A 17,657-nucleotide genomic window follows, 5' to 3' on the forward strand; every position below is an offset into this window, starting at 1 on the left:
CCGAAATCGAGGGCGTCGCGATCCGCGCCGCCCAGCGTATCCGGGCGATTATTGTCTCGACGCGCATTCGGCTGCCGGTCAGTGGTCGCAGGAGATCGGTGGGAATGGGTCGTCTAGGAGACGAGCCAGGACGTTGTTTCAAGACCGAGGCGTCCGGTTCGCTCAGCTCGAACCGGACGTCCTCGGCTTGTTGTGCTTACTTTCGCCCGTCGCCCTCGGCACGGACGGACTGCTGCGGCCATGCGGCGGGGTCGGTGGGCGCCTCGTCGGCTAGGACGTAGTACGTGGGGGCGACGGCTGTGGGGTGCGCGCGCAGGGATACCATGCAGGCGGTGTGGGCGGCCTTTGGGGTGGGCACGGCGTCGGTGCGGCGCAGGTAGGCGGTCACGGTCGCGTCTGCGCCGACGATGGCGTGTGCGGAGGAGGCGGGTAGGGCGTGGTCGAGTAGGGCCTGCACGGCGGACTGCTGGATCCAGCTGTTGTCGACGATGTGCCAGTCGGTGTCGCGGTGGATGGTCTTGATGCCGGTGATCTCGGCCAGTTGGGCCAGTTCGACGTCCTGGTCGGCGGCGGCTGCGACGAGCTGTTGGAGTGCGCCCAGCAGCGACTCGATCTCGGCCGCGGGTAGCCAGCCGGTGTGGCCGGTGCTGATGTCGAGCAGGATCTGGCCGGCCCACTTGACCATGGCGAAGCGCAGCGCCACCGGGTCGAAGTCAGGCTCCTTCCACCCCAGCGAGCCGCTTTCGCGCGCGCTGCTGATCTGGGCGCTGTGCAGCTTCAGCGTGCCCTCACTCACCTCGTGCGCGCTGAGGTTGTTGAAGGCGCAGTCCCGGGCCGAGCGCATGCCGCGCTCCCACTCGATGTCGATGGCCATCGGCTCGAGGCTGTGCGGGTCATACAGGCTGTGCCGGTTGGCCTTGAGGATCGCGGTGCTCATCCGCCGCACCAGCTCGTCGAAGCTCTCCGCGTCCGCGTCGACCAGGACCAGGCTGTCCTGCGCGAGCGTGCCCACGTACTCGCGCAGCCGGCCGCTGCGGTTGTTCGACAGGGAGGAGAACACGATGTGGCGCTGACCGGTGCGTCCGGCCAGCACTGCGAACATCGCGGCCAGCGTGACCGTCGGTGCGCTCGCGCCGGTGCGCTCCATGATCCGCGGCAGCGCCTGGGTGACCTCGCGGGCCAGCAGCAGGCCGCTGAGTGGCTTCGGCTCCGGCGCGGCCGTCATCGGGAACTGACACTGCGGACGGATCCGCAGCTGCTCGCTCCAGTACCGCATCGCCCGGTCGTTCTGCCGCTGGCCCCGCTCGGAGCGCTCGAACGCGGCCTGGTCCAGCGGCTGGTGGGCGAGCGGGCCGACGTGGCGAGCGGCCGGATCGGCGATCAGCTCGACGAACTGCTCGTTGATCACGGCCAGTGCGCCGAAGTCCACGGCCATGTGCGTGTACATCGCGATTACCGCGGAGACGAATCCTGATTCGTCGGGGGCGCCGTTGCCGTTGCCGTTGCCGCCGTCGGCGTCGCCGCTGCCCATCACCACTGCCACCCGTACGTGGAGGTCTTGGGCCAGGTCGAACGGGCGGTCGCGCATCAGGCCTACCAGGTCGCGGGTCTCGGCGTCGCCGTACTGCGCGCAGTGGTAGACGTCGACGGTCAGCGCGCCGGACTCGGCCACCCGCTGGAACGACGAGCCAGCCTCGGCGTGGTACGTCGTGCGCAGGGATTCGTTGCGGGCCAACACGATCGAGAGCACCTCGGCGACGTCCTCGAAGCGGGTGCGGTCGGGCACGTCGAAGACCCAGGGCAGCATGCTCTGGATCGACTGCTCCATCTCGCTGATCACCACCCATTGCAGGGTGTTGCTCTGCCCGAACGTGAGCGGGCCGTCGCCGCCCCGCTCGCCTTGGAACTTCACATCCACGCGGTCCACGAGTCTGAGCTCGGCCATGATTCCTCCACGAAGAGACCACTCCCTTCGGCGCAGGCTAGGGCCGGCCCGCGGATCCCGGCACCGGGAACGCCCTAGCGAGGATCCCTGGGGCGAAACCCCGGGTCCCTACCTCGGGATTTCCCCCGTTACCGGCGCAAGAGCGCGGAAATTAGCATGTCAGCGCTACTGGATGACGCCGATGGGGCGCGGCACGGGACCGTATCGATCGCCCACACAAGACCCGGATGCGATGGCGGCCGTCGGCTGACGGCTCCTCGTTCAGGCGCGAAGGATGTGCATGATGCTGCAGATTGCCCCCGACAGAATCGACACCGCGGTGCACGAGCCCGATCCCGGTGTCGGCGCGCACATCCCGGTGACCGAGTTGCTCGGCCACACGTCCGTGCCGATGTACCGCACGCTCGACGGCGTCGTGATCGCCACGGCGCTGGACCGGCCGGAGCGCGCGATCCCGGGCCACTGGTTCCCGGGGGAGCGGCTGGTCTTCCAGCGGACCGCGGCCGCCGCGGTCCAGGACCTCATCGCCGCGCTGCGCTCGGAGGACCTGGCCGACGAGATGGCCAACGCGTTCACCCGGGACAACCCCGCATTCGCCGCCCGCACCGGGATCGCGGGCTGGCAGAAGGCGGCGGGCTGCGCCCTGGTGCTCGCGCTCGGCGCGCTCCTGCTCACCGGCGGGCTCCCCGTCATCGCCCTGATCATCGGCGTGTTGTTCTGCGGCGCCATCCTGATCAAGGTGGGCCTCGCCCTCGCTGCCACGGGGGCGAGGCCCAGGGTGCCCGCGGCCGAGCTGTCCGACGACGAACTGCCCACCTACACCGTGCTCATCCCCGCATACCACGAGGCTGACGTGATCGGCGACACCGTGCGCTGCGTCGCCGATCTGGACTACCCGAAGGACAAACTCGAGATCCTGGTGTTGGTGGAGCGGCGGGACGAGGAGACCATCAGCGCCATCCGCGCGGTCGACCCGCCGGAGCACGTCCGCATCGTGCTGCTGCCGCCCGGCCTGCCGCAGACCAAGCCGCGCTCGTGCAACCTCGGGCTGCTGCTCGCCCGCGGCGAACTGCTGGTCATCTTCGACGCCGAGGACCGCCCGGAGCGCGGCCAGCTGCGCACCGTGGCCGGCCATTTCGCCGCCACCGACGAGCGGCTGGCCTGCGTGCAGGCCAAGTTGAACTTCTACAACGCCCGTCGCAATGTGCTCACGCGACTGTTCAGTGTGGAGTACTCGTTCTGGTTCGACGCGATGCTGGTCGGGATGGACCGGCTGCGGCTGCCCATCCCGCTCGGCGGCACCAGTAACCACCTGCGCACCGACGTGCTGCGGCGGGTCGGCGGCTGGGATGCCTGGAACGTGACCGAGGACGCCGACCTCGGCATCCGGCTCGCCTCAGCCGGCTACCGGGTCGAGATCGGCGACTCCACGACCTGGGAGGAGTGCCCGGACCGCCCGTGGAACTGGATCAAGCAGCGCACCCGCTGGCTCAAGGGCTATCTGCTGACGCTGCTGGTGCACACCCGGCAGCCGGTCTCGGCCCTACGCCGCTTCGGCGTGGTCGGCATGGCGTTCCTGCTCGCGGTGGTCGGCGGCACCCCGGCGGCTTTCATGCTCTGGCCCTTCGCCCTCGGGCTCGCCCTGTCCGGCGATCCGGCCGCACGCGCCGCCGCGGCCGCCATGGGCGGCAGTGCCCTGATCCTCTCGGCCGCGATGCTGGTCAGCGCGTTCCGCCGGCGGCTGCCCTGGCCCGTCTCGATCCTGGTGCCGTGCTACTGGCTGCTACACGCCTTCGCCGGCTGGCGCGGTCTGGTGCAGCTCGTGCGCGCCCCCTACACCTGGGAGAAGACCTCGCACCGGCAGGAGACCAGGCAGGAGACCAGGCAGTCGGCCCGGCAGACGCAGTGGCCCCAGCCCGCCGCCGAGCCCGAGGGCGCGCGCTTCGACCGCACAAGCGAGACCTTCACGCGTACGTGACGCTCAGCCCAGCGCGGCGGCGAAGTCGTTGCGGCGCACGGCGAGCAGGCCGTCGTAGCGGGAGAGATAGCGGTAGTCCCCGGTGCCCCACAGGCCGCGGAAGTCCTCGCGCGCGTCCTGCGGGCCGCGGTACGCGACATCCACCAGGCCCAGCGTCGCGGCGTACTCGAACGCCAGGCACAGCAGGTATCTGCCTTCGAGTACGTCCCACGCGCCGGGCTCGCCGAGGTCCTCGCGGGCGTAGCCCAGGCTGCCGCGCTCCGCGTCCTCGACGTACAGGTCCCACACCGCCTTGGCCGTGCGCGGCACCGCGAGCGGCGGCTCGAGCTTCCGGGCCAGGTCGAAGAGCCGGTCCACCGCGACCCACTCGCCCACCGGCAGCCGCCCGAGGCCGGCCGCCGCGGCCGCGCGGCGCTTGGTCGGGGCGCTGAGCACGCCCGGCTTGCGCTGGCCGCGGATCGCGTCCACGCGCATCAGCTCGTCGATCGGCGCCTTGAGCAGCCACCGGTCCCACAGGCCACGAAGATGCTCCGGCTGCGGGTCCTCGAGCACCGCGGCGCCGCGCGCGGTCGTGCGCATCCACGGCCCCTCCAGCCGGGCCAGGCCGCCGGCCAGCAGCAGCAGCGGCCAGGCGAAGGAGGCGATCGCCTCGTGTGGGTAGTAGTCCCCGTCGGCCATGGCGCGGGCGATGACCCGGCAGGTGATCTCGCTCGGCCGCTGCGAGGTGGCGCTGCACTTGAGCTTGCCCAGGGCGACCTGCCCGAGGGCGGCCCGCAGATCGGCCAGCGCGCGGGGCCCGCCGTGGCGCACCGTGGCACCCGGACCCACCATGGCGGGATAGTCGTCCGCTGCCGGCAGCTCGCGGTCGGTTTCGGCGTCGTCGGTCATGATCGCCCACTTTAGCGGGCGGTGTCCCGATGCGTTCGCACCGGCGGGCGTGTGCGTCCGCGGGGCCGGGCCGGACCCAGAATGCTGCTACGCCGCTCGTCACGTGCCGTCAGTTGCCCGCGCGGGCGCCCGCTCGGCGATTCGTCTGAATGGCGAAGTTGTGCCCGCTGCCCCCCGGCCCTACTGTGAGATCATGCAGACGGCCACCAGCTGGATCATCGCGTCCGATTCCGACAGTTACTGGGGTCGGTGCTGGGGGGTCGACGGGCTGACCTATGTGCGGGCCAACGCGTACCGCTACCCGAGCCCGACCAGTGCGGCGAAGGCTCTCGCCGATCTCAACGCGGCCGGCGGCAAGGGCGTGCTGCACGTGGAGGAGCTGGGCCTGCGCCGCAGGTACGTGTGAGCCGAGCCCGTACGCGCTGAGACCGCGCGCCGGGCAGACCCGCGGTCCGGCGCCGACGAGCAACAGGCGGCTCAGGGCCGCGGCACCGTGTTACGGTGGGTGCATCCGCCCTTTCCGGTGGTGCTCGTCACCGGCGGTGGTCTCGCCCACTTCGCGCCGGGTCCGACAACCCCCATGACGGGGGCACGGACTCATCACCGAGTCAGTGGGCGGCTCGAGGAACCAGCTTCGCCTCCCGGTCGCCCCCCGCCCGCAGCCGTACCATCTCGGGCCTCGTTCCTCCGGACCGTTCGCTGGCGGACTCGTCTCCAGTGAGGCAGACCCCGATGGTCGCGTACGGATTTCTCACCACGTTCCCGCCCACCCGCTGCGCCGTGGCCACCCACAGCCTCGCGCTGGCGCAGCACCTGCACGACCCGCAGCGCGGGGACAGCTGCGCCATCGTGCACGCCGTCGACCGGTACCGCCCGCGTCCGCCGCAGGATCCGACGGTCTTCCTGGTCAAGGGTCGCCCGTGGAGCGCGATCACGGCGATCGAGGCGCTCAACCGCTTCGACGTGGCGATCGTGCAGCACGACTTCGGGATCTACGGCGGCCCGGACGGCGAGGAGGTGCTCGGCGTGGTCGAGGCGCTCGACACGCCCGTGATCGCCGTGCTGCACGCGGTGCCCCCGGTCGCCTCCGAGCACCGGCGCCTGGTGCTGCAGCGGGTCATCGACGCGGCCGCGGCCGTCGTGGTGCTCTCCCGAGCCGACGCCGCGACCCTGCGCGAGCACTACACCGTGGACCCGGACCGGGTCAGCGTCATCCCGCGCGGCGCCGCCGCCGTCACTCCCAGGCACCCCAACCACCGCCCGGCCGGATCGGCCGCCCCGACCATCCTGACCTGGGGCCTGATCGGGCCCGGCAAGGGAATCGAGCACGCGGTGGCCGCCCTCGCCCGGCTGCGCGACCTCGACCCGGTGCCCCGCTATCTGATCTGCGGTCAGCAGGACCCCCGGGTCGAGGCCAGGCAGGCGGACGCCTACCGGGATCTGCTCTCGAAGACCGCGCGCGAGCACGGGGTGGCGGATCTGGTCACCTTCGATCCCGCCTTCCGCCCCCCGGGCGCGCTGTCCTCGCTGGTGCTCAAGGCGGACGTGGTGGTGCTGCCCTACGAGGAGCGGGACCGGACCACCTCGGCCGTGCTCACCGAGGCCCTCGCCGCGCGCCGCCCGGTGATCGCCACCGACTTCCCGCACGCGCGGGAACTGCTGGGCGACGGCGCCGGTCTGATCGTCCCTCAGCACGACCCCGAGGCGCTCGCCCGGGCCCTGCGCAGGGTACTGACCGAACCCGAGCTCGCCAAGGGCATGCAGGCCCGCAGCGGACAGATGGCCGCGCTGCTCGCCTGGCCCGGGGTGGCCGCCGCGTTCCGCGACGTGACGCGCTCGGTCCTGGCCCAGGCTCCTGCGGTCGTGAGCGGCTGACACGGCGGGGTGACCGGTTTCAACCAAGGAAGGGTCGCATGACGTACGATCTCGCAATGCCCGATCCCCTGGTCTCCGCCCTGCACGCCGCGCACCGCGCCGGCAGCCGGCTGCCCGATGTCGAACTGCGGCGCGCGGAACTGGCCCGCGCCGTACGCCGTCGCTGGAACTCCTTCACCCACCGCCACCCGGCCCCGGCCCCGGACACCCTGGCCGCCCGGGTCGAGGACCTCGCCCGCGGCCTGCTCACCCGCTTCGCGGCGCACGCCGGGGCCAGGCCGGGGGTCGAGATCAGCGAGTGCCGCGATCTGGCCCGCCGCCTCGCGGCCGTGCTGGGCGAGCGTCCCTAGCGCCCCCACCTCATGCGAACGGCAGCCCGCTGAGAAGCCGTCCCTCGGGGCGGCTCCTCCCACGTGGCTGCCGTGGCGCTTCTGCTACGCGGTGACTCCCACGGCGGCGGCCGCCACGAGGTGCTCCGGCAGGACGGGCTCTACTACCGCGGGCTCGGCCACCGCGGGCTCGGCCGCGACCGGGTCCGGCGTGCTCGGCGCGGTCAGCGCCAGGTTCACCGCGGACAGGCGGGCCGCGCCGGGTTCGAACTCGAAGCTGACCCGGGCGCCGTCCTCGAGATAGGGGATGCCCGCCGCGACCAGGGCGGACATGTGCAGGAACACGTCCTTGCCGCCCCCGTCGGGGACGATGAACCCGTACTTCCTCGCGACGCTGAACCATTTGATCGTGCCTTCGGCCATGGGTTTCCCTTCGGGGCGGCGGCCGGGCAGGACACGGCGACCGCCCGAGACTGGCGGAGTGTGGAGAAGAACGGACAACTGACCTCTGGAGGCCCGACGCGGCGTAGAGGTCGTCGGGGGGTCCGCCGATCCGGGCGGCTCAGGCCCGGCTGTCGATCGACCGGTGTCCAGGCGGGCTCAGTGCCGCCTTGCGAGTTGTACCGGTATGACGCACTGTACTCCCCGGACAGCTGGTGTGCGCTGTTCGCGGACCATGGGCGGAAAAATCCGCACCCGCGGTCCCGGCCGGTCTCGGGCGGCTAACCCGCGCCGCGGGCGAGCTTGTCCAGGAGGGTGCCGGTCTCCTCGGCGACGCGGCCGTAGCGGGCGCGGGCGGTGCGCTCCTCGGAGCGCGCGTGCTCGAGCCGGCCGCGGGCCGCCTTGAGCTCGGTGAGTCCGGCCTGCAGGCCGGGCAGGTGGGTCGCGGCGCGGTCGGCGTGCTCTCGGGCGGTCCGCCAGGCGCGCTGGGCCGTACGCCGTCGGACGATGAGTTGTTCCCGGCTTTCGTCGAGCCGTGCGGCCGCGAGCGGGTGGGTGATTTCGGTGGGCTTGGAGGTTCCCATGGGGGACCGCCGATCTTCTCGCGTCGGCGAGAATCGTCTGCACCGCACAGTACGGTGACCTCAAGGGTACCTCCTGTGCACGCCCTCGATCCGGGATTTCGCCCCGCGCGGCGGCTCGCGGGCCGCGCGTGAGGTGCCTGACCTGGCCGGACGGGAAATCGCTTTCGCGCGGGGCCCGCGGATTCGTATGCCTGGTATGCCCGATGGTGACTTCTGCGGGCCCCTTCCAATCGCTAGCGTGGCCGGACACGGCAAAGCGAGGAACGAGAGCGATGGAGCGGGTGGCGGAGTGAAGTTCGCAGCTTTCTTATGGAACTGCGCCCAGCTTTCCGGCGTGCTGGACGAACGCGGCGGCGCGCAGGACGGCGAGGCGTCGGGCGTGCTGCACATCCTGACCGACGATCACGGCCCGGTCGATATCAGGACGCTGCTGGAGCGGGGCGGCGCGGACGCACTGCGGGAGGCCGGCGAGGCGGCTCTCTCGCGCGCGCCGGGGCCGCCGGTGGACGAGGTGATTCTGCTGGCCCCGCTGCGTCCCGCGTCGATCCGCGACTCGGTCTCGTTCGAGGCGCACGTCGAGGGCGCGCGCAAGTCCCAGGAGGGCGCGACCGATCCGGTACCGGCCCGCTGGTATGAGGCGCCGTGCTTCTACTTCACGAATCCGCACGTGTGCACAGGCCCGTTCGAGGACGTGTCCCGTTTCCCCGACTCCGAGCTGTTCGACCTCGAATGCGAGGTCGCCGTGGTCTACGGCGAGCACGGCAGTGACCTGACACCGCAGGAAGCGGCGGAGGGAATCGTCGGCTACACCATCTTCAACGACTGGTCTGCCCGCGACATCCAGCGGCTCGAGGGACAACTGCCGTTCGGGTTCTTCAAGGGCAAGGACGGCGCCCACACGCTGGGCCCGTACCTGGTCACCGCGGACGAGCTGGAGCCCTACCGCACGCCGGACGGCTTCCTCGACCTGACCATGCGCGCGTACATCAACGGCGAACTGCTCGGCGAGGACTCCCTGGCCAACATGGCCTGGACCTTCGAGGAGCTGATCTCCTTCGCCTCGCGCGGTTCCGTCGTAGCCCCGGGCGACGTCCTCGGCTCCGGCACCTGCCACCGCGGCTGCCTCACCGAGATCTGGGGCAGATCCGGCGAGCGCACCCCGCCCGCGCTCGTGCCCGGTGACGTGGTCACTCTGACCGTCGAGGGCCTCGGCACCGTGCGCAACCGCGTGATCGAGGCGCGGGAGGTGCCCCCGATTCCGCAGGCACGCAGGCGCCAGCCGCGCGGACCGCGGCACTGAGGGGTAAGACCGGACCATGCAAAACAGCGGCGGTGCGCAGGCACCGCCGCTCTTCGTGCACTTGTACTGCTCGGTGTGTCTACTTCGCGGCGTGCGCGGCCGCGAGGGCGTCGACGATGGACTTGGTGCCGCCATGCGCGGTGTGGCCGCCGTCGACCGGGATCTCCGCGCCGGTGATGTAGGACGCGTGCGCGGAGAGCAGGAAGACGACCAGCTGGGCGACCTCGCTGGGCGCGCCCTCGCGGCCGAGGAGGGTCTGGGCGACGGTGGCGCGCAGGAAGACGGGGTCGGCGCCGGCGGAGATCGGGGTGTCGATCGGGCCGGGGTGGACGATGTTGACGCGGATTCCGCGCGGGGCCAGCTCGATCGCGGCCACCTTCGTCAGGCCTCGCAGGGCCCACTTCGAGACCGTGTACGCGGCGGCGTGGTGGGCGGTGAGACCCGCGATGGAGCCGATGTTGACGATGGATGCGCCCTGGTCCGAGGGCATCAGCGGAGCCAGGGTCCTGATGCCGAGCATCGCGCCGGTCACGTTGATCGCCAGGGTCCGGTCCCAGCCTTCGCGGTCCACCTCGAGCAGCCGGGGACGGTAGGGCACGCCGGCGTTGTTCACCAGGCCGTGCACGGCGCGGCCCTGCTCGCCCAGCCACTGCGCGAGCTGCTCCCACTCCTGCTCGCTCGACACGTCCAGGTGCCGGTAGACGCAGCTTCCCGGCCCGGCGTCGGCGGAGTTCAGCTGTTCGGCGAGCCGCGCGCCGTCCTCGTCGAGCACGTCGGTGGCGACGACGTGCGCGCCCGCCGCGACGAGCAGTTCCGCCTCGGCGGCGCCCTGCCCGCGGGCGGCGCCGGTGACCACGACGGTCCTGCCGGTCAGTCCGGTATCGCCTGTAACGCTCATCGTGTGATTTCCGTTCTGGTTCAGGGCGTGCTCAGGGGCGCGTTCAGGGGTGCATGGGGTCGTGCAGCAGTCCGTCGACGGCCCGCGGGCCGAGCAGGTTCACCAGCTCGGGCGTGAAGGCCGCGTCGACCAGGACGAACACCATGCGCGCCGGGAGCGCGCCCCGGTTCTCCCAGCGGTGGTCGGTCCCGCGCTGCACCACGACGTCGCCCGCGCGCAGCACCGTCTCGGCGCCGTCGTCGAGGACGAGCACGACCTCGCCCTCGAGCACGATGCCGTAGTCCACGGTCCGGGTCCGGTGGGTCGGGGAGACGACGCCGGGCGGGAACTCGTTGACGCGGATCTTCGTGCCGTGCGGGCTCGGCGGCACGGTCAGATCGCGCTCGGTCGGCTCGGGCTCGATGGCGGCGATCGGCGCGGGCATCGCGGAGGTGTTCCACAGCTCGAAGAAGAAGGCGCCGTCGGGCGCGGTGCGGACCACCGGCGGCGGCCCGTCCTGCACGAAGACCGACTTGCCGGTGTGGTCGTGGCCGGTGACGACGCGACGGGGGAGTTGGGGCATGCGGCCCATCCCAGCACCGGGGCGGCGGGCCTGTCACCGTCTGCGGCGAGCGCGAATTCGGATGCCAGGCATCGCGCAGGCCATGGTTGGCGCCCCGGTCACCGCGCGGTACCGCGGGGGTGTCAGTTCGTCACGAGGCTGATCTCGCCCGAGTTCACCTTGGCCAGCACGGTGTGGGCGGCAGTGGTCGCGGTGGCCGTGCCGGTCGGGTTGGTGGCGCCCGTGGTGTCGGTGGCGCTGGGGGTGGGGGTCGCGCCGGCGCCGGGCGTGGCGCCGGCGGCCTGCGGGATGGAGACCCCGACGTACCCGGAGGTGACCTGTTGCTGGACGGTGTACTCGACGGTGCCGGGCAGGTGCAGGGTCGCCTGGGCGGAGGAGATGGAGACGTCCACCGCTGTGGGGGCGGTGGCGAAGACGGCGTTCAGGGTGCCGCTGGTGACGGCGGCGGTGAAGTCCGCGGTCTTGAGGCCCACGGCGTTGATGTCGACGGACGACGCGGTCAGGGCGACCGGTCCGGACAGGTCGGCGAGGTCGGCCTGGCCGGAGAACTTGTTCAGGGTCAGGCCCACGCCGCTGGGCAGCGAGACCGCGTACGCGTCGGCCGGGCACGGGATCGGGTCCTGGCCGCCGTCGCGGTCGTAGCAGGCGAGGGTCAGCACGTGCGTGGCCGCGTTCAGGTGGAACTCGAGGCCCGGTGCCTGGTCGCCGTCGACCGGCTGTGCGGTGGCGGCGATCTGGGCCGAGCCGTCCGCGGCGACGGTCAGCTTGCCGTTGAAGCCGTCGAGTTCGACGAGCTTGACGCCGTCGGCGCCGTGGCTCGCGCTCGCCGCGCCGGGCGCGGGGTGGCTGGTGGCGTGCCAGATCATCGCCGTCACCCCGAGGCCGAACACGATGGCCGCGCTGGCGAGCAACGGCTTCGCCCTGGTGCGCGTCACCGCCGGCGCGGCGGGCGCGCTCGCGGTCCCCTGGCCCTGCTCCGTTGCGTTGTCCGTAGCCATATCGCCGCGTACCCCTGCTTCGTTGTTGCACGCACCCTACGGCATATGACGCTCAGGCTTTACCGCCGGGTTTCCGTGATACGCCAACGGTTTTGCGCCGCGCTCACACCCCGCGGGCACCACTGCGCTCACACCGCGAGCGCCAGCCGGGGCAGGAAGTACTCCCAGCCCTCGAGGTGGCCCTCCACCTCGCCCTCGCGCGGGGTGAGCTCCGCCCCGGGCCGCGGGCCGTGCTGGAGTTCGAGCACTGTCCCGTCCGGCTGATCGTGGACGGACACGGCGACCTGGTAGCGCCCGGCGAGTTCGAGTTCGTGTGCCCAGCCCCAGGTGAAGACCAGGCGTTCGTCCGGCACGTACGCCTCGACCACGCCGGTCATGGTCTGGCCGAGCGGTGCGAAGTGCACCCGGTACGCGCCGCCGCGCCGCAGATCCGCGGTGAGCTCGCCGGGCCACCATTTCCGGAGCGACTCCGGTTCGGTGAAGGCGCCCAGCGCGTCCTGCGCGGTGCGGCCCGGCAGGGCCAGTCTCGCCGTGAGTCCGGCACCTTCGCGGGTGATCGTCAATCGTGCTTCGTACGATGACATATCGACCTCCTGACCTTCTGTCACGTCTGCGATGTCTGCGATGTCTGCCACGTCTGCCACGTCTGCCACGTCTGCCACGTCGAACGGTCTTCGCCAGCCTAGCGAGCGCCGTACGCAGAGGTCTGACGCAACACGCGCACCGCCGGTGGTCGACTCCGCTTTCCCTGTACGCAACCTTTTAGTCACCGCGCTCAGACAAGATCTCTGGAGCTCGCATCCGTGGCCGTACGCCGCGACGGGCGTGCACCGTGGAGAGGTCGGTCGAGGTCTGATGCGAGCCGGGACGCAGCGCAAGCCGCCGGGCGGCGAGCTCGTCACCTGGGAGGCGGGCCGCGAGCACACCGGGGACTTCGCCGTGCCGGCCGGGGCCGTGCTCACCGCACCCTCCGGCGCCCGCCTGGTCGGCTCGCTCACCCTCGGGCCCGGGGCACACGTCAGTGGCCTGAGTATCGAGGCGGACTCCAATGCCCGGGCCGTGGTCGTGCGGATGGCCGCGGGCTCGCGGCTGAGCGGCTGCGTCGTGGCGGGTGGGCGCGTCGGGGTGCTCGCGTCCGGGCCGGTGGTGCTGCGCGACTGCACCTTCCGCTCCGCCGCCACCGCGGCCCTGCACGGCGCCGGGGAGGCGGTGCTGGTGCTGCGCGGCTGCCGGATCGAGGCCGGGCCAGGCGCCGGACTGGTGCTCACCGATGACGCCTGCGCGGACGTCACGGACCTGCGCGTGCGCGGGGTCGGCGCCAGCGGGCTGGTCCTGCGCGACCGCGCCGGGCTCGTCGCGCGGACCCTCGCCGTGGAGAACACGGGCGGCAACGGCCTGCTCGCGGCGGATTCCGTGCGGGTGGACCTCACCGGCGCGACCTTGAGCGCGACCGCATACAGCGCCGTCCACCTCGGCGGGGACGCCGTCGCCCGACTCGAATCAGTAAACGTGGACGGCGGCGACGAGCACGGCCTGCGCGTGACCGACGCGGCCTCGGCCCGCGTGCACGACGCCGTGGTCTTGCGCGCCGCGCTGACCGGGTTCAGTGTGGACGGCCGCGCCGAGGCGGTATTCGAGGACTGTGTCGCCAGGCAGGCCGGGTCGGCCGGATTCCTGTTGCACACCAGTGGATCGGTGCGGCTGGAGCGCTGCACGGTCGAGCAGGCCGGGGCCGGCGGCGTGGTGGTGTGGACCGGGACGTCCCCGCAGGTGCGCGGACTCGTCGTGGTGGACGCGGCGAAGAACGGGCTGTTCGTGGCCGAGGGCGCGCACGGAACGTACGTGGACTGCGAGATCAGCAAGACCGCGTTCCCGGCCCTGAGCGTGGGCAAGGGTGCTGATCCGACCTTCCGCCGCCTGCGCGTGCACGACTGCGCCGAGGACTACGCCGCGGCCGACGAAGCCGCCGCGGTGTTCGAGGACTGCCATGTCGAGAACGTGGCCGTCAGTACCCTGCCGACACCAGCCGACAAGCCCGCGGCCACCGGGCAGCGGGTCGTCGCCGCCGAACCGGCCGGCGGTCTCGAGGACGTGCTGGCCGAGCTCGACGGGCTGGTCGGGCTGGCCTCGGTGAAACAGGACATCGCCACCCTGGTCGACGTGATGCGCCTGGTGCGCCGGCGCCAGGATGCCGGGCTGCCCGCGCCGCCGCTCAGCCGCCACCTCGTGTTCGCCGGCAATCCCGGCACCGGCAAGACGACCGTGGCACGGCTCTACGGCCGGATCCTGGCCGCGCTCGGGCTGCTCGAGAGCGGCCACCTGGTCGAGGCCGACCGCTCCAGCCTGGTCGGCGAGTACGTCGGGCACACCGGGCCCAAGACCCAGGCCGTCTTCCGCCGGGCGCTGGGCGGGGTGCTGTTCATCGACGAGGCGTACTCGCTGGCGACCACCGGATCCGGCGACTTCGGCCACGAGGCGATCGCCACGCTGGTGAAACTCATGGAGGACCACCGCGACCGGGCCGTGGTGATCGTGGCCGGCTACCCCGGGGAGATGGACCGGTTCGTCGGCTCCAACCCGGGCCTGGCCTCCCGATTCACCAGGACCCTGATGTTCGAGGACTACTCCGACGCCGAGCTGGTCTCCATCGCCGCGCACCAGGCCGCCGCGTACACCTACGAGCTCGACGACGCCACCGTGGCCGCGCTGAGCGGACACTTCGCCGCGATGCCGCGCCGGCGCGGGTTCGGCAACGGCCGCAGCGCGCGCCAGGTGTTCCAGCGGATGACCGAGAACCACGCCCGCCGGCTCGCCTCCATCGCCGCCCCGACCGAGGCCGACCTGGTCCGGCTGCGGCCCGAGGACCTGCCCGCGCCGAGCGAGGCCGGGTAGGCGGGCGGCCGCGATGACGAGCGATTCCGCCGAGACCGGCGCCGGGGCGTCGGGCTTCTGGCACGCCCTGCACGCCGAGCACCGCGGCGCGCTGCTGCGCTACGTGCGCGGCCTGGTGCCGGGCGACCCGCACCGGGCCGAGGACATCGTGCAGGAGGCGCTGCTGCGGGCCTGGATCGCCGCGCCCACCCTGCACGAGCGCGCCACCGGCTCCCCGCGCGCCTGGCTGTTCACCGTCGCGCGCAACCTCGTCATCGACACCCGGCGCCGGGCCGCGGCCCGGCCGACCGAGGTCGAGGAGGAGCTCGCCTCGCACGCCGCGGCCCACGTCCTGGACGATCAGACCCTTGACACCGTGGTGGTGGCCCGGGCCCTGGCCGAGCTGACCGCCGCGCACCGGGAGATCCTGGTGCGCTTCTACTGCCTGGACCACACCGGGGCCCGGATCGCCGCCGACCTGGGCATCCCGCCCGGCACGGTCAAGTCCCGCACCCACCATGCCACGCGTGCCCTGCGCGGCGCGCTCGAGAAGACAGGGATCCACGAGTGACACCGACGCATCCCCCCGCGCCGCCGGAGCTGCTCGCGGCCTCGTTCCTCTCGCCGCAGATCACCCGCTGGTGGCCGCTGGCCGCACTGGCGCTGGCGCTGCTGGTGCTGGCCGCGCCCACGGTGCGCTCGCTGCGCGGGTTCTACCTGTGGGCCCGCGCGGCCGACCGGTCCGCCCGCGAGGCCGCGGCCTCGCGCCGGCCCAAGGCGCCCGCGTCCGGCGCCGCCACCCCGCGCCTGTCCGCCGGGCCCGCCCGGGACGAGGCCGCGCTCGCCCTCGCCGTGATCGCGCACCTGTACGCGCACGACCCGGCGCCCCCCGCGCCGTACGCGCTGCTGGTGGAGCCGGGCCGGATCGAGGTGCTGCTGGCCGGATCCCGCGCGCTCGAACCGCGCGCGCCGTGGACGGCCACCGCGCCGCAGCGCTGGAGCGCCGAGCCCGCGCAGCTCGCCGAGATCGCAGCGGCCGAAGACGTGTCGGTGCCCGCGCGTCACCCGCTGGCGGTGCTCGGTGCGCAGCGGGAGGGCTGGGTGGTGGTGGACCTCGCCTACTGCCCGGGCACCATCGTGGCCACCGGCCCGGGCGCCGGGCCGTGGATCGAGGCGGTGGCGCCGGAACTGAGCGCGGCCTGCGGGATCGACGTGGGCGCCGAGCCCACTGAGCGCGGCCGCTGGACCGTGCGGATCGAGCGCAACGGGCGCGGCGTGGTGGAAGAGCTCGGGCTCCCCTTCGACACCAGGCCCCTGACGTCCGAGGCCCCGCGGATCCCGGCCCCGCGCCGGGCCGTCGCGAGCGCGATCGGGTCGACGGACGTGCTCGAGCCCGCGCTCACGGCCGCCGACCCGGAGCCGGGACCGGCCGCGGCGGCCGCATCGGCCGAGACCGTCGCAGGGCCGGCCGAAGCCGTAGCCCCGGCTGAGCCCGTCGAGGAAATCAATGTGCTGGCTCTCTCGGTGAGCAGCCGCGCCGGCGCGACGCCGGAAGCCGACCAGGATCTAAGGCAGCTGGGGTAGTCAGTGTCAGCAGTACAGCTCAGAATCACCGTGCGCGGCGCGGACACGGAGCCGACCGACCTCGTTCTCGGGGCCGACAGCGGCAGCCGGGTCGGGCGGGTCGCGCAGGTCCTCGCGCAGACCGCGGCCGGCGCCTCGCCGCTCGACCAGCCCGTGGTCAGCGTCGGCGGGCGGCGCCTGGGACCCGAGCTTCCGCTGCGGGCGGCCGGGATCGTGGACGGCGCGACCGTCGTGCTGGGCGACGCCCCGGCCCGGGACGCGGCGCAGGACCGAGACGGCGTCCGGCTCAGTGCGGGCGCGGAGCGGGCCGTGGCGGAGGTGCGCGTGGTCGGCGGACCTGGCGCCGGGCGGGCCTGGCTGCTGGGTCCGGGTACGTACACGGTCGGCGCCGAGGAGCGGCACGCGATCCGGTGCGAGCAGGCGCGCGAGCCGTTCACCCTCGTCGTCACGCCCGACGGACGCGGCTGGCTCTCGGCCGCGCCCGGCCGCTCCGGACCCCCGCCCGTCGCCGCCAGCCTGGTGCGCGACCCGGACGCGGCGAGCCGCACCGGGCACGGTTCCGCAGAACTCGAACAGCCCTGGCCGCTCGGCGCGGACCTGCCGCTCGGCACCGCGCTGCTGCGGCTGACCGAGCCCGCCCGGGCCGACGCCGCGGTCTCCACCTCTGGCGATGGGGTGGCGCTGGACTTCAACCGGCCGCCCCGGCTGGTGCCGCCGCTCGCCCTCACCCGGCTGCGGATGCCGCCGCTGCCGGTGCGTCCGGGCCGACGGCCGTTCCCGATGGTCATGATGGTCGCGCCGGTGCTCATGGGCGTGGGCATGGCCTACCTCTTCCACAACACCTTCTACCTGGTGTTCACCGTCTTCAGCCCGGTCTTCGCGGTGGCCAACTGGTGGAGCGACCGGCGTTCCGGCCGCCGCGTGCACCGGCGCGACCTGAAGGAGTACCGGGCCAAGCGGGCCCGGGTGAGCGCGCAGGCCCGTGACGCGGTGCGGGCGGAGCACGACGTGCGCCGGTCGATGAGCCCGGACCCGGCCGCGGTGGCCGCCGCGGCGCTCGGCCCGGGCGGACGGCTGTGGGAGCGGCGCCGGGCCCACCCGGACTACCTGGCGCTGCGCCTCGGCAGTGTGGAGCAGCCCTCGATCGTCGAGGTCGAGGACACCGCCCGGGAGGACGGGCAGCGGGCGGTGCGCTGGCCGGTGCCGGATTCGCCGCTGGGCCTTGACCTGCCCGGCCTCGGCGTGCTCGGCGTGTGCGGGGACGAAGACGCAGTCCAGGCCCTGGCCCGCTGGCTGGCCGCACAGTGCGCGGTCCTGCACAGCCCACGCGACCTGCGCCTGGTCCTGCTGACCGAGCACGCCTCGGCCGAGCGCTGGGACTGGCTGCGCTGGCTCCCGCACGCC

16 protein-coding genes and 1 pseudogene are annotated in these 17,657 nt (G+C 72.9%); 9 read left to right on the forward strand and 8 right to left on the reverse strand.

Annotation, left to right across the window (positions count from 1 at the left end):
* Window positions 1-196 precede the first annotated feature (196 nt).
* On the reverse strand, window positions 197-1,945 hold the full coding sequence (locus KDL01_RS28195) for a condensation domain-containing protein (protein WP_212531660.1): 1,749 nt from the start codon (window positions 1,943-1,945) through the stop codon (window positions 197-199).
* Between the two features lie 280 nt (window positions 1,946-2,225).
* Between KDL01_RS28195 and KDL01_RS28200 the strand changes: the two genes are divergently transcribed.
* Window positions 2,226-3,923: a glycosyltransferase gene (locus KDL01_RS28200; RefSeq protein ID WP_212531661.1), complete on the forward strand. Its 1,698-nt coding sequence runs from the start codon at window positions 2,226-2,228 to the stop codon at window positions 3,921-3,923.
* Window positions 3,924-3,926: 3 nt separating this feature from the next.
* On the opposite strand, the gene KDL01_RS28205 is transcribed toward KDL01_RS28200, so the two are convergent.
* Window positions 3,927-4,811 carry a hypothetical protein gene (locus tag KDL01_RS28205; RefSeq protein WP_212531662.1) on the reverse strand — a complete coding sequence of 295 codons (885 nt, stop codon included), beginning with the start codon at window positions 4,809-4,811 and terminating at the stop codon, window positions 3,927-3,929.
* A 193-nt stretch (window positions 4,812-5,004) separates the two neighbouring features.
* Between KDL01_RS28205 and KDL01_RS28210 the strand changes: the two genes are divergently transcribed.
* From KDL01_RS28210 to KDL01_RS28220, 3 genes are all read left to right on the forward strand, one after another.
* Entirely contained in the window at window positions 5,005-5,217 is a 213-nt protein-coding gene (locus KDL01_RS28210; RefSeq protein ID WP_212531663.1) for a hypothetical protein, read from the forward strand.
* 326 nt (window positions 5,218-5,543) lie between these two features.
* Complete coding sequence (locus KDL01_RS28215) at window positions 5,544-6,686, forward strand: glycosyltransferase (RefSeq protein ID WP_212531664.1); 1,143 nt, start codon at window positions 5,544-5,546, stop codon at window positions 6,684-6,686.
* Window positions 6,687-6,724: 38 nt separating this feature from the next.
* Window positions 6,725-7,036, forward strand: coding sequence for a hypothetical protein (locus tag KDL01_RS28220; RefSeq protein ID WP_212531665.1), 312 nt, complete (start codon window positions 6,725-6,727; stop codon window positions 7,034-7,036).
* Between the two features lie 84 nt (window positions 7,037-7,120).
* Here KDL01_RS28220 and KDL01_RS46835 read toward each other — a convergent pair whose 3' ends face one another.
* Together KDL01_RS46835 and KDL01_RS28230 are read right to left on the reverse strand one after the other, a co-directional pair.
* The gene (locus tag KDL01_RS46835; protein WP_212531666.1) at window positions 7,121-7,438 is read right to left on the reverse strand and encodes a cold-shock protein; all 318 of its coding nucleotides are present in this window, start codon (window positions 7,436-7,438) and stop codon (window positions 7,121-7,123) included.
* Between the two features lie 299 nt (window positions 7,439-7,737).
* Window positions 7,738-8,040 (reverse strand): hypothetical protein, encoded by a 303-nt coding sequence (locus tag KDL01_RS28230; RefSeq protein WP_212531667.1) that lies wholly within the window; start codon window positions 8,038-8,040, stop codon window positions 7,738-7,740.
* Window positions 8,041-8,329: 289 nt separating this feature from the next.
* Between KDL01_RS28230 and KDL01_RS28235 the strand changes: the two genes are divergently transcribed.
* The gene (locus KDL01_RS28235; RefSeq protein ID WP_212531668.1) at window positions 8,330-9,340 is read left to right on the forward strand and encodes a fumarylacetoacetate hydrolase family protein; all 1,011 of its coding nucleotides are present in this window, start codon (window positions 8,330-8,332) and stop codon (window positions 9,338-9,340) included.
* A 79-nt stretch (window positions 9,341-9,419) separates the two neighbouring features.
* Here KDL01_RS28235 and KDL01_RS28240 read toward each other — a convergent pair whose 3' ends face one another.
* The 4 genes from KDL01_RS28240 to KDL01_RS28255 all read right to left on the reverse strand — a co-directional run bounded on the left by KDL01_RS28240 (window position 9,420) and on the right by KDL01_RS28255 (window position 12,382).
* Window positions 9,420-10,238 carry an SDR family NAD(P)-dependent oxidoreductase gene (locus KDL01_RS28240; RefSeq protein ID WP_212531669.1) on the reverse strand — a complete coding sequence of 273 codons (819 nt, stop codon included), beginning with the start codon at window positions 10,236-10,238 and terminating at the stop codon, window positions 9,420-9,422.
* A gap of 43 nt (window positions 10,239-10,281) precedes the next feature.
* The gene (locus tag KDL01_RS28245; RefSeq protein WP_212531670.1) at window positions 10,282-10,800 is read right to left on the reverse strand and encodes a cupin domain-containing protein; all 519 of its coding nucleotides are present in this window, start codon (window positions 10,798-10,800) and stop codon (window positions 10,282-10,284) included.
* Window positions 10,801-10,922: 122 nt separating this feature from the next.
* Complete coding sequence (locus KDL01_RS28250; protein ID WP_212531671.1) at window positions 10,923-11,798, reverse strand: DUF4097 family beta strand repeat-containing protein; 876 nt, start codon at window positions 11,796-11,798, stop codon at window positions 10,923-10,925.
* 128 nt (window positions 11,799-11,926) lie between these two features.
* Window positions 11,927-12,382: an SRPBCC family protein gene (locus KDL01_RS28255; RefSeq protein WP_212531672.1), complete on the reverse strand. Its 456-nt coding sequence runs from the start codon at window positions 12,380-12,382 to the stop codon at window positions 11,927-11,929.
* 271 nt (window positions 12,383-12,653) lie between these two features.
* On the opposite strand from KDL01_RS28255, the gene KDL01_RS28260 reads away from it, so the two are divergent.
* From KDL01_RS28260 to KDL01_RS28275, 4 genes and pseudogenes are all read left to right on the forward strand, one after another.
* Window positions 12,654-14,690, forward strand: coding sequence for a right-handed parallel beta-helix repeat-containing protein (locus tag KDL01_RS28260; RefSeq protein WP_212531673.1), 2,037 nt, complete (start codon window positions 12,654-12,656; stop codon window positions 14,688-14,690).
* A 13-nt stretch (window positions 14,691-14,703) separates the two neighbouring features.
* Window positions 14,704-15,240 (forward strand): sigma-70 family RNA polymerase sigma factor, encoded by a 537-nt coding sequence (locus tag KDL01_RS28265; protein ID WP_212531674.1) that lies wholly within the window; start codon window positions 14,704-14,706, stop codon window positions 15,238-15,240.
* Window positions 15,237-16,253, forward strand: a complete 1,017-nt coding sequence (locus tag KDL01_RS28270; protein ID WP_212531675.1) for a hypothetical protein — start codon at window positions 15,237-15,239, stop codon at window positions 16,251-16,253. Before KDL01_RS28265 ends, KDL01_RS28270 begins: the two co-directional genes overlap by 4 nt.
* A gap of 3 nt (window positions 16,254-16,256) precedes the next feature.
* Window positions 16,257-17,657: pseudogene (locus tag KDL01_RS28275) on the forward strand (FtsK/SpoIIIE domain-containing protein); the annotation flags it as partial.

Origin of the sequence: Actinospica durhamensis (genome assembly GCF_018139695.1) — a bacterium.
GTDB lineage: Bacteria > Actinomycetota > Actinomycetes > Streptomycetales > Catenulisporaceae > Actinospica > Actinospica durhamensis.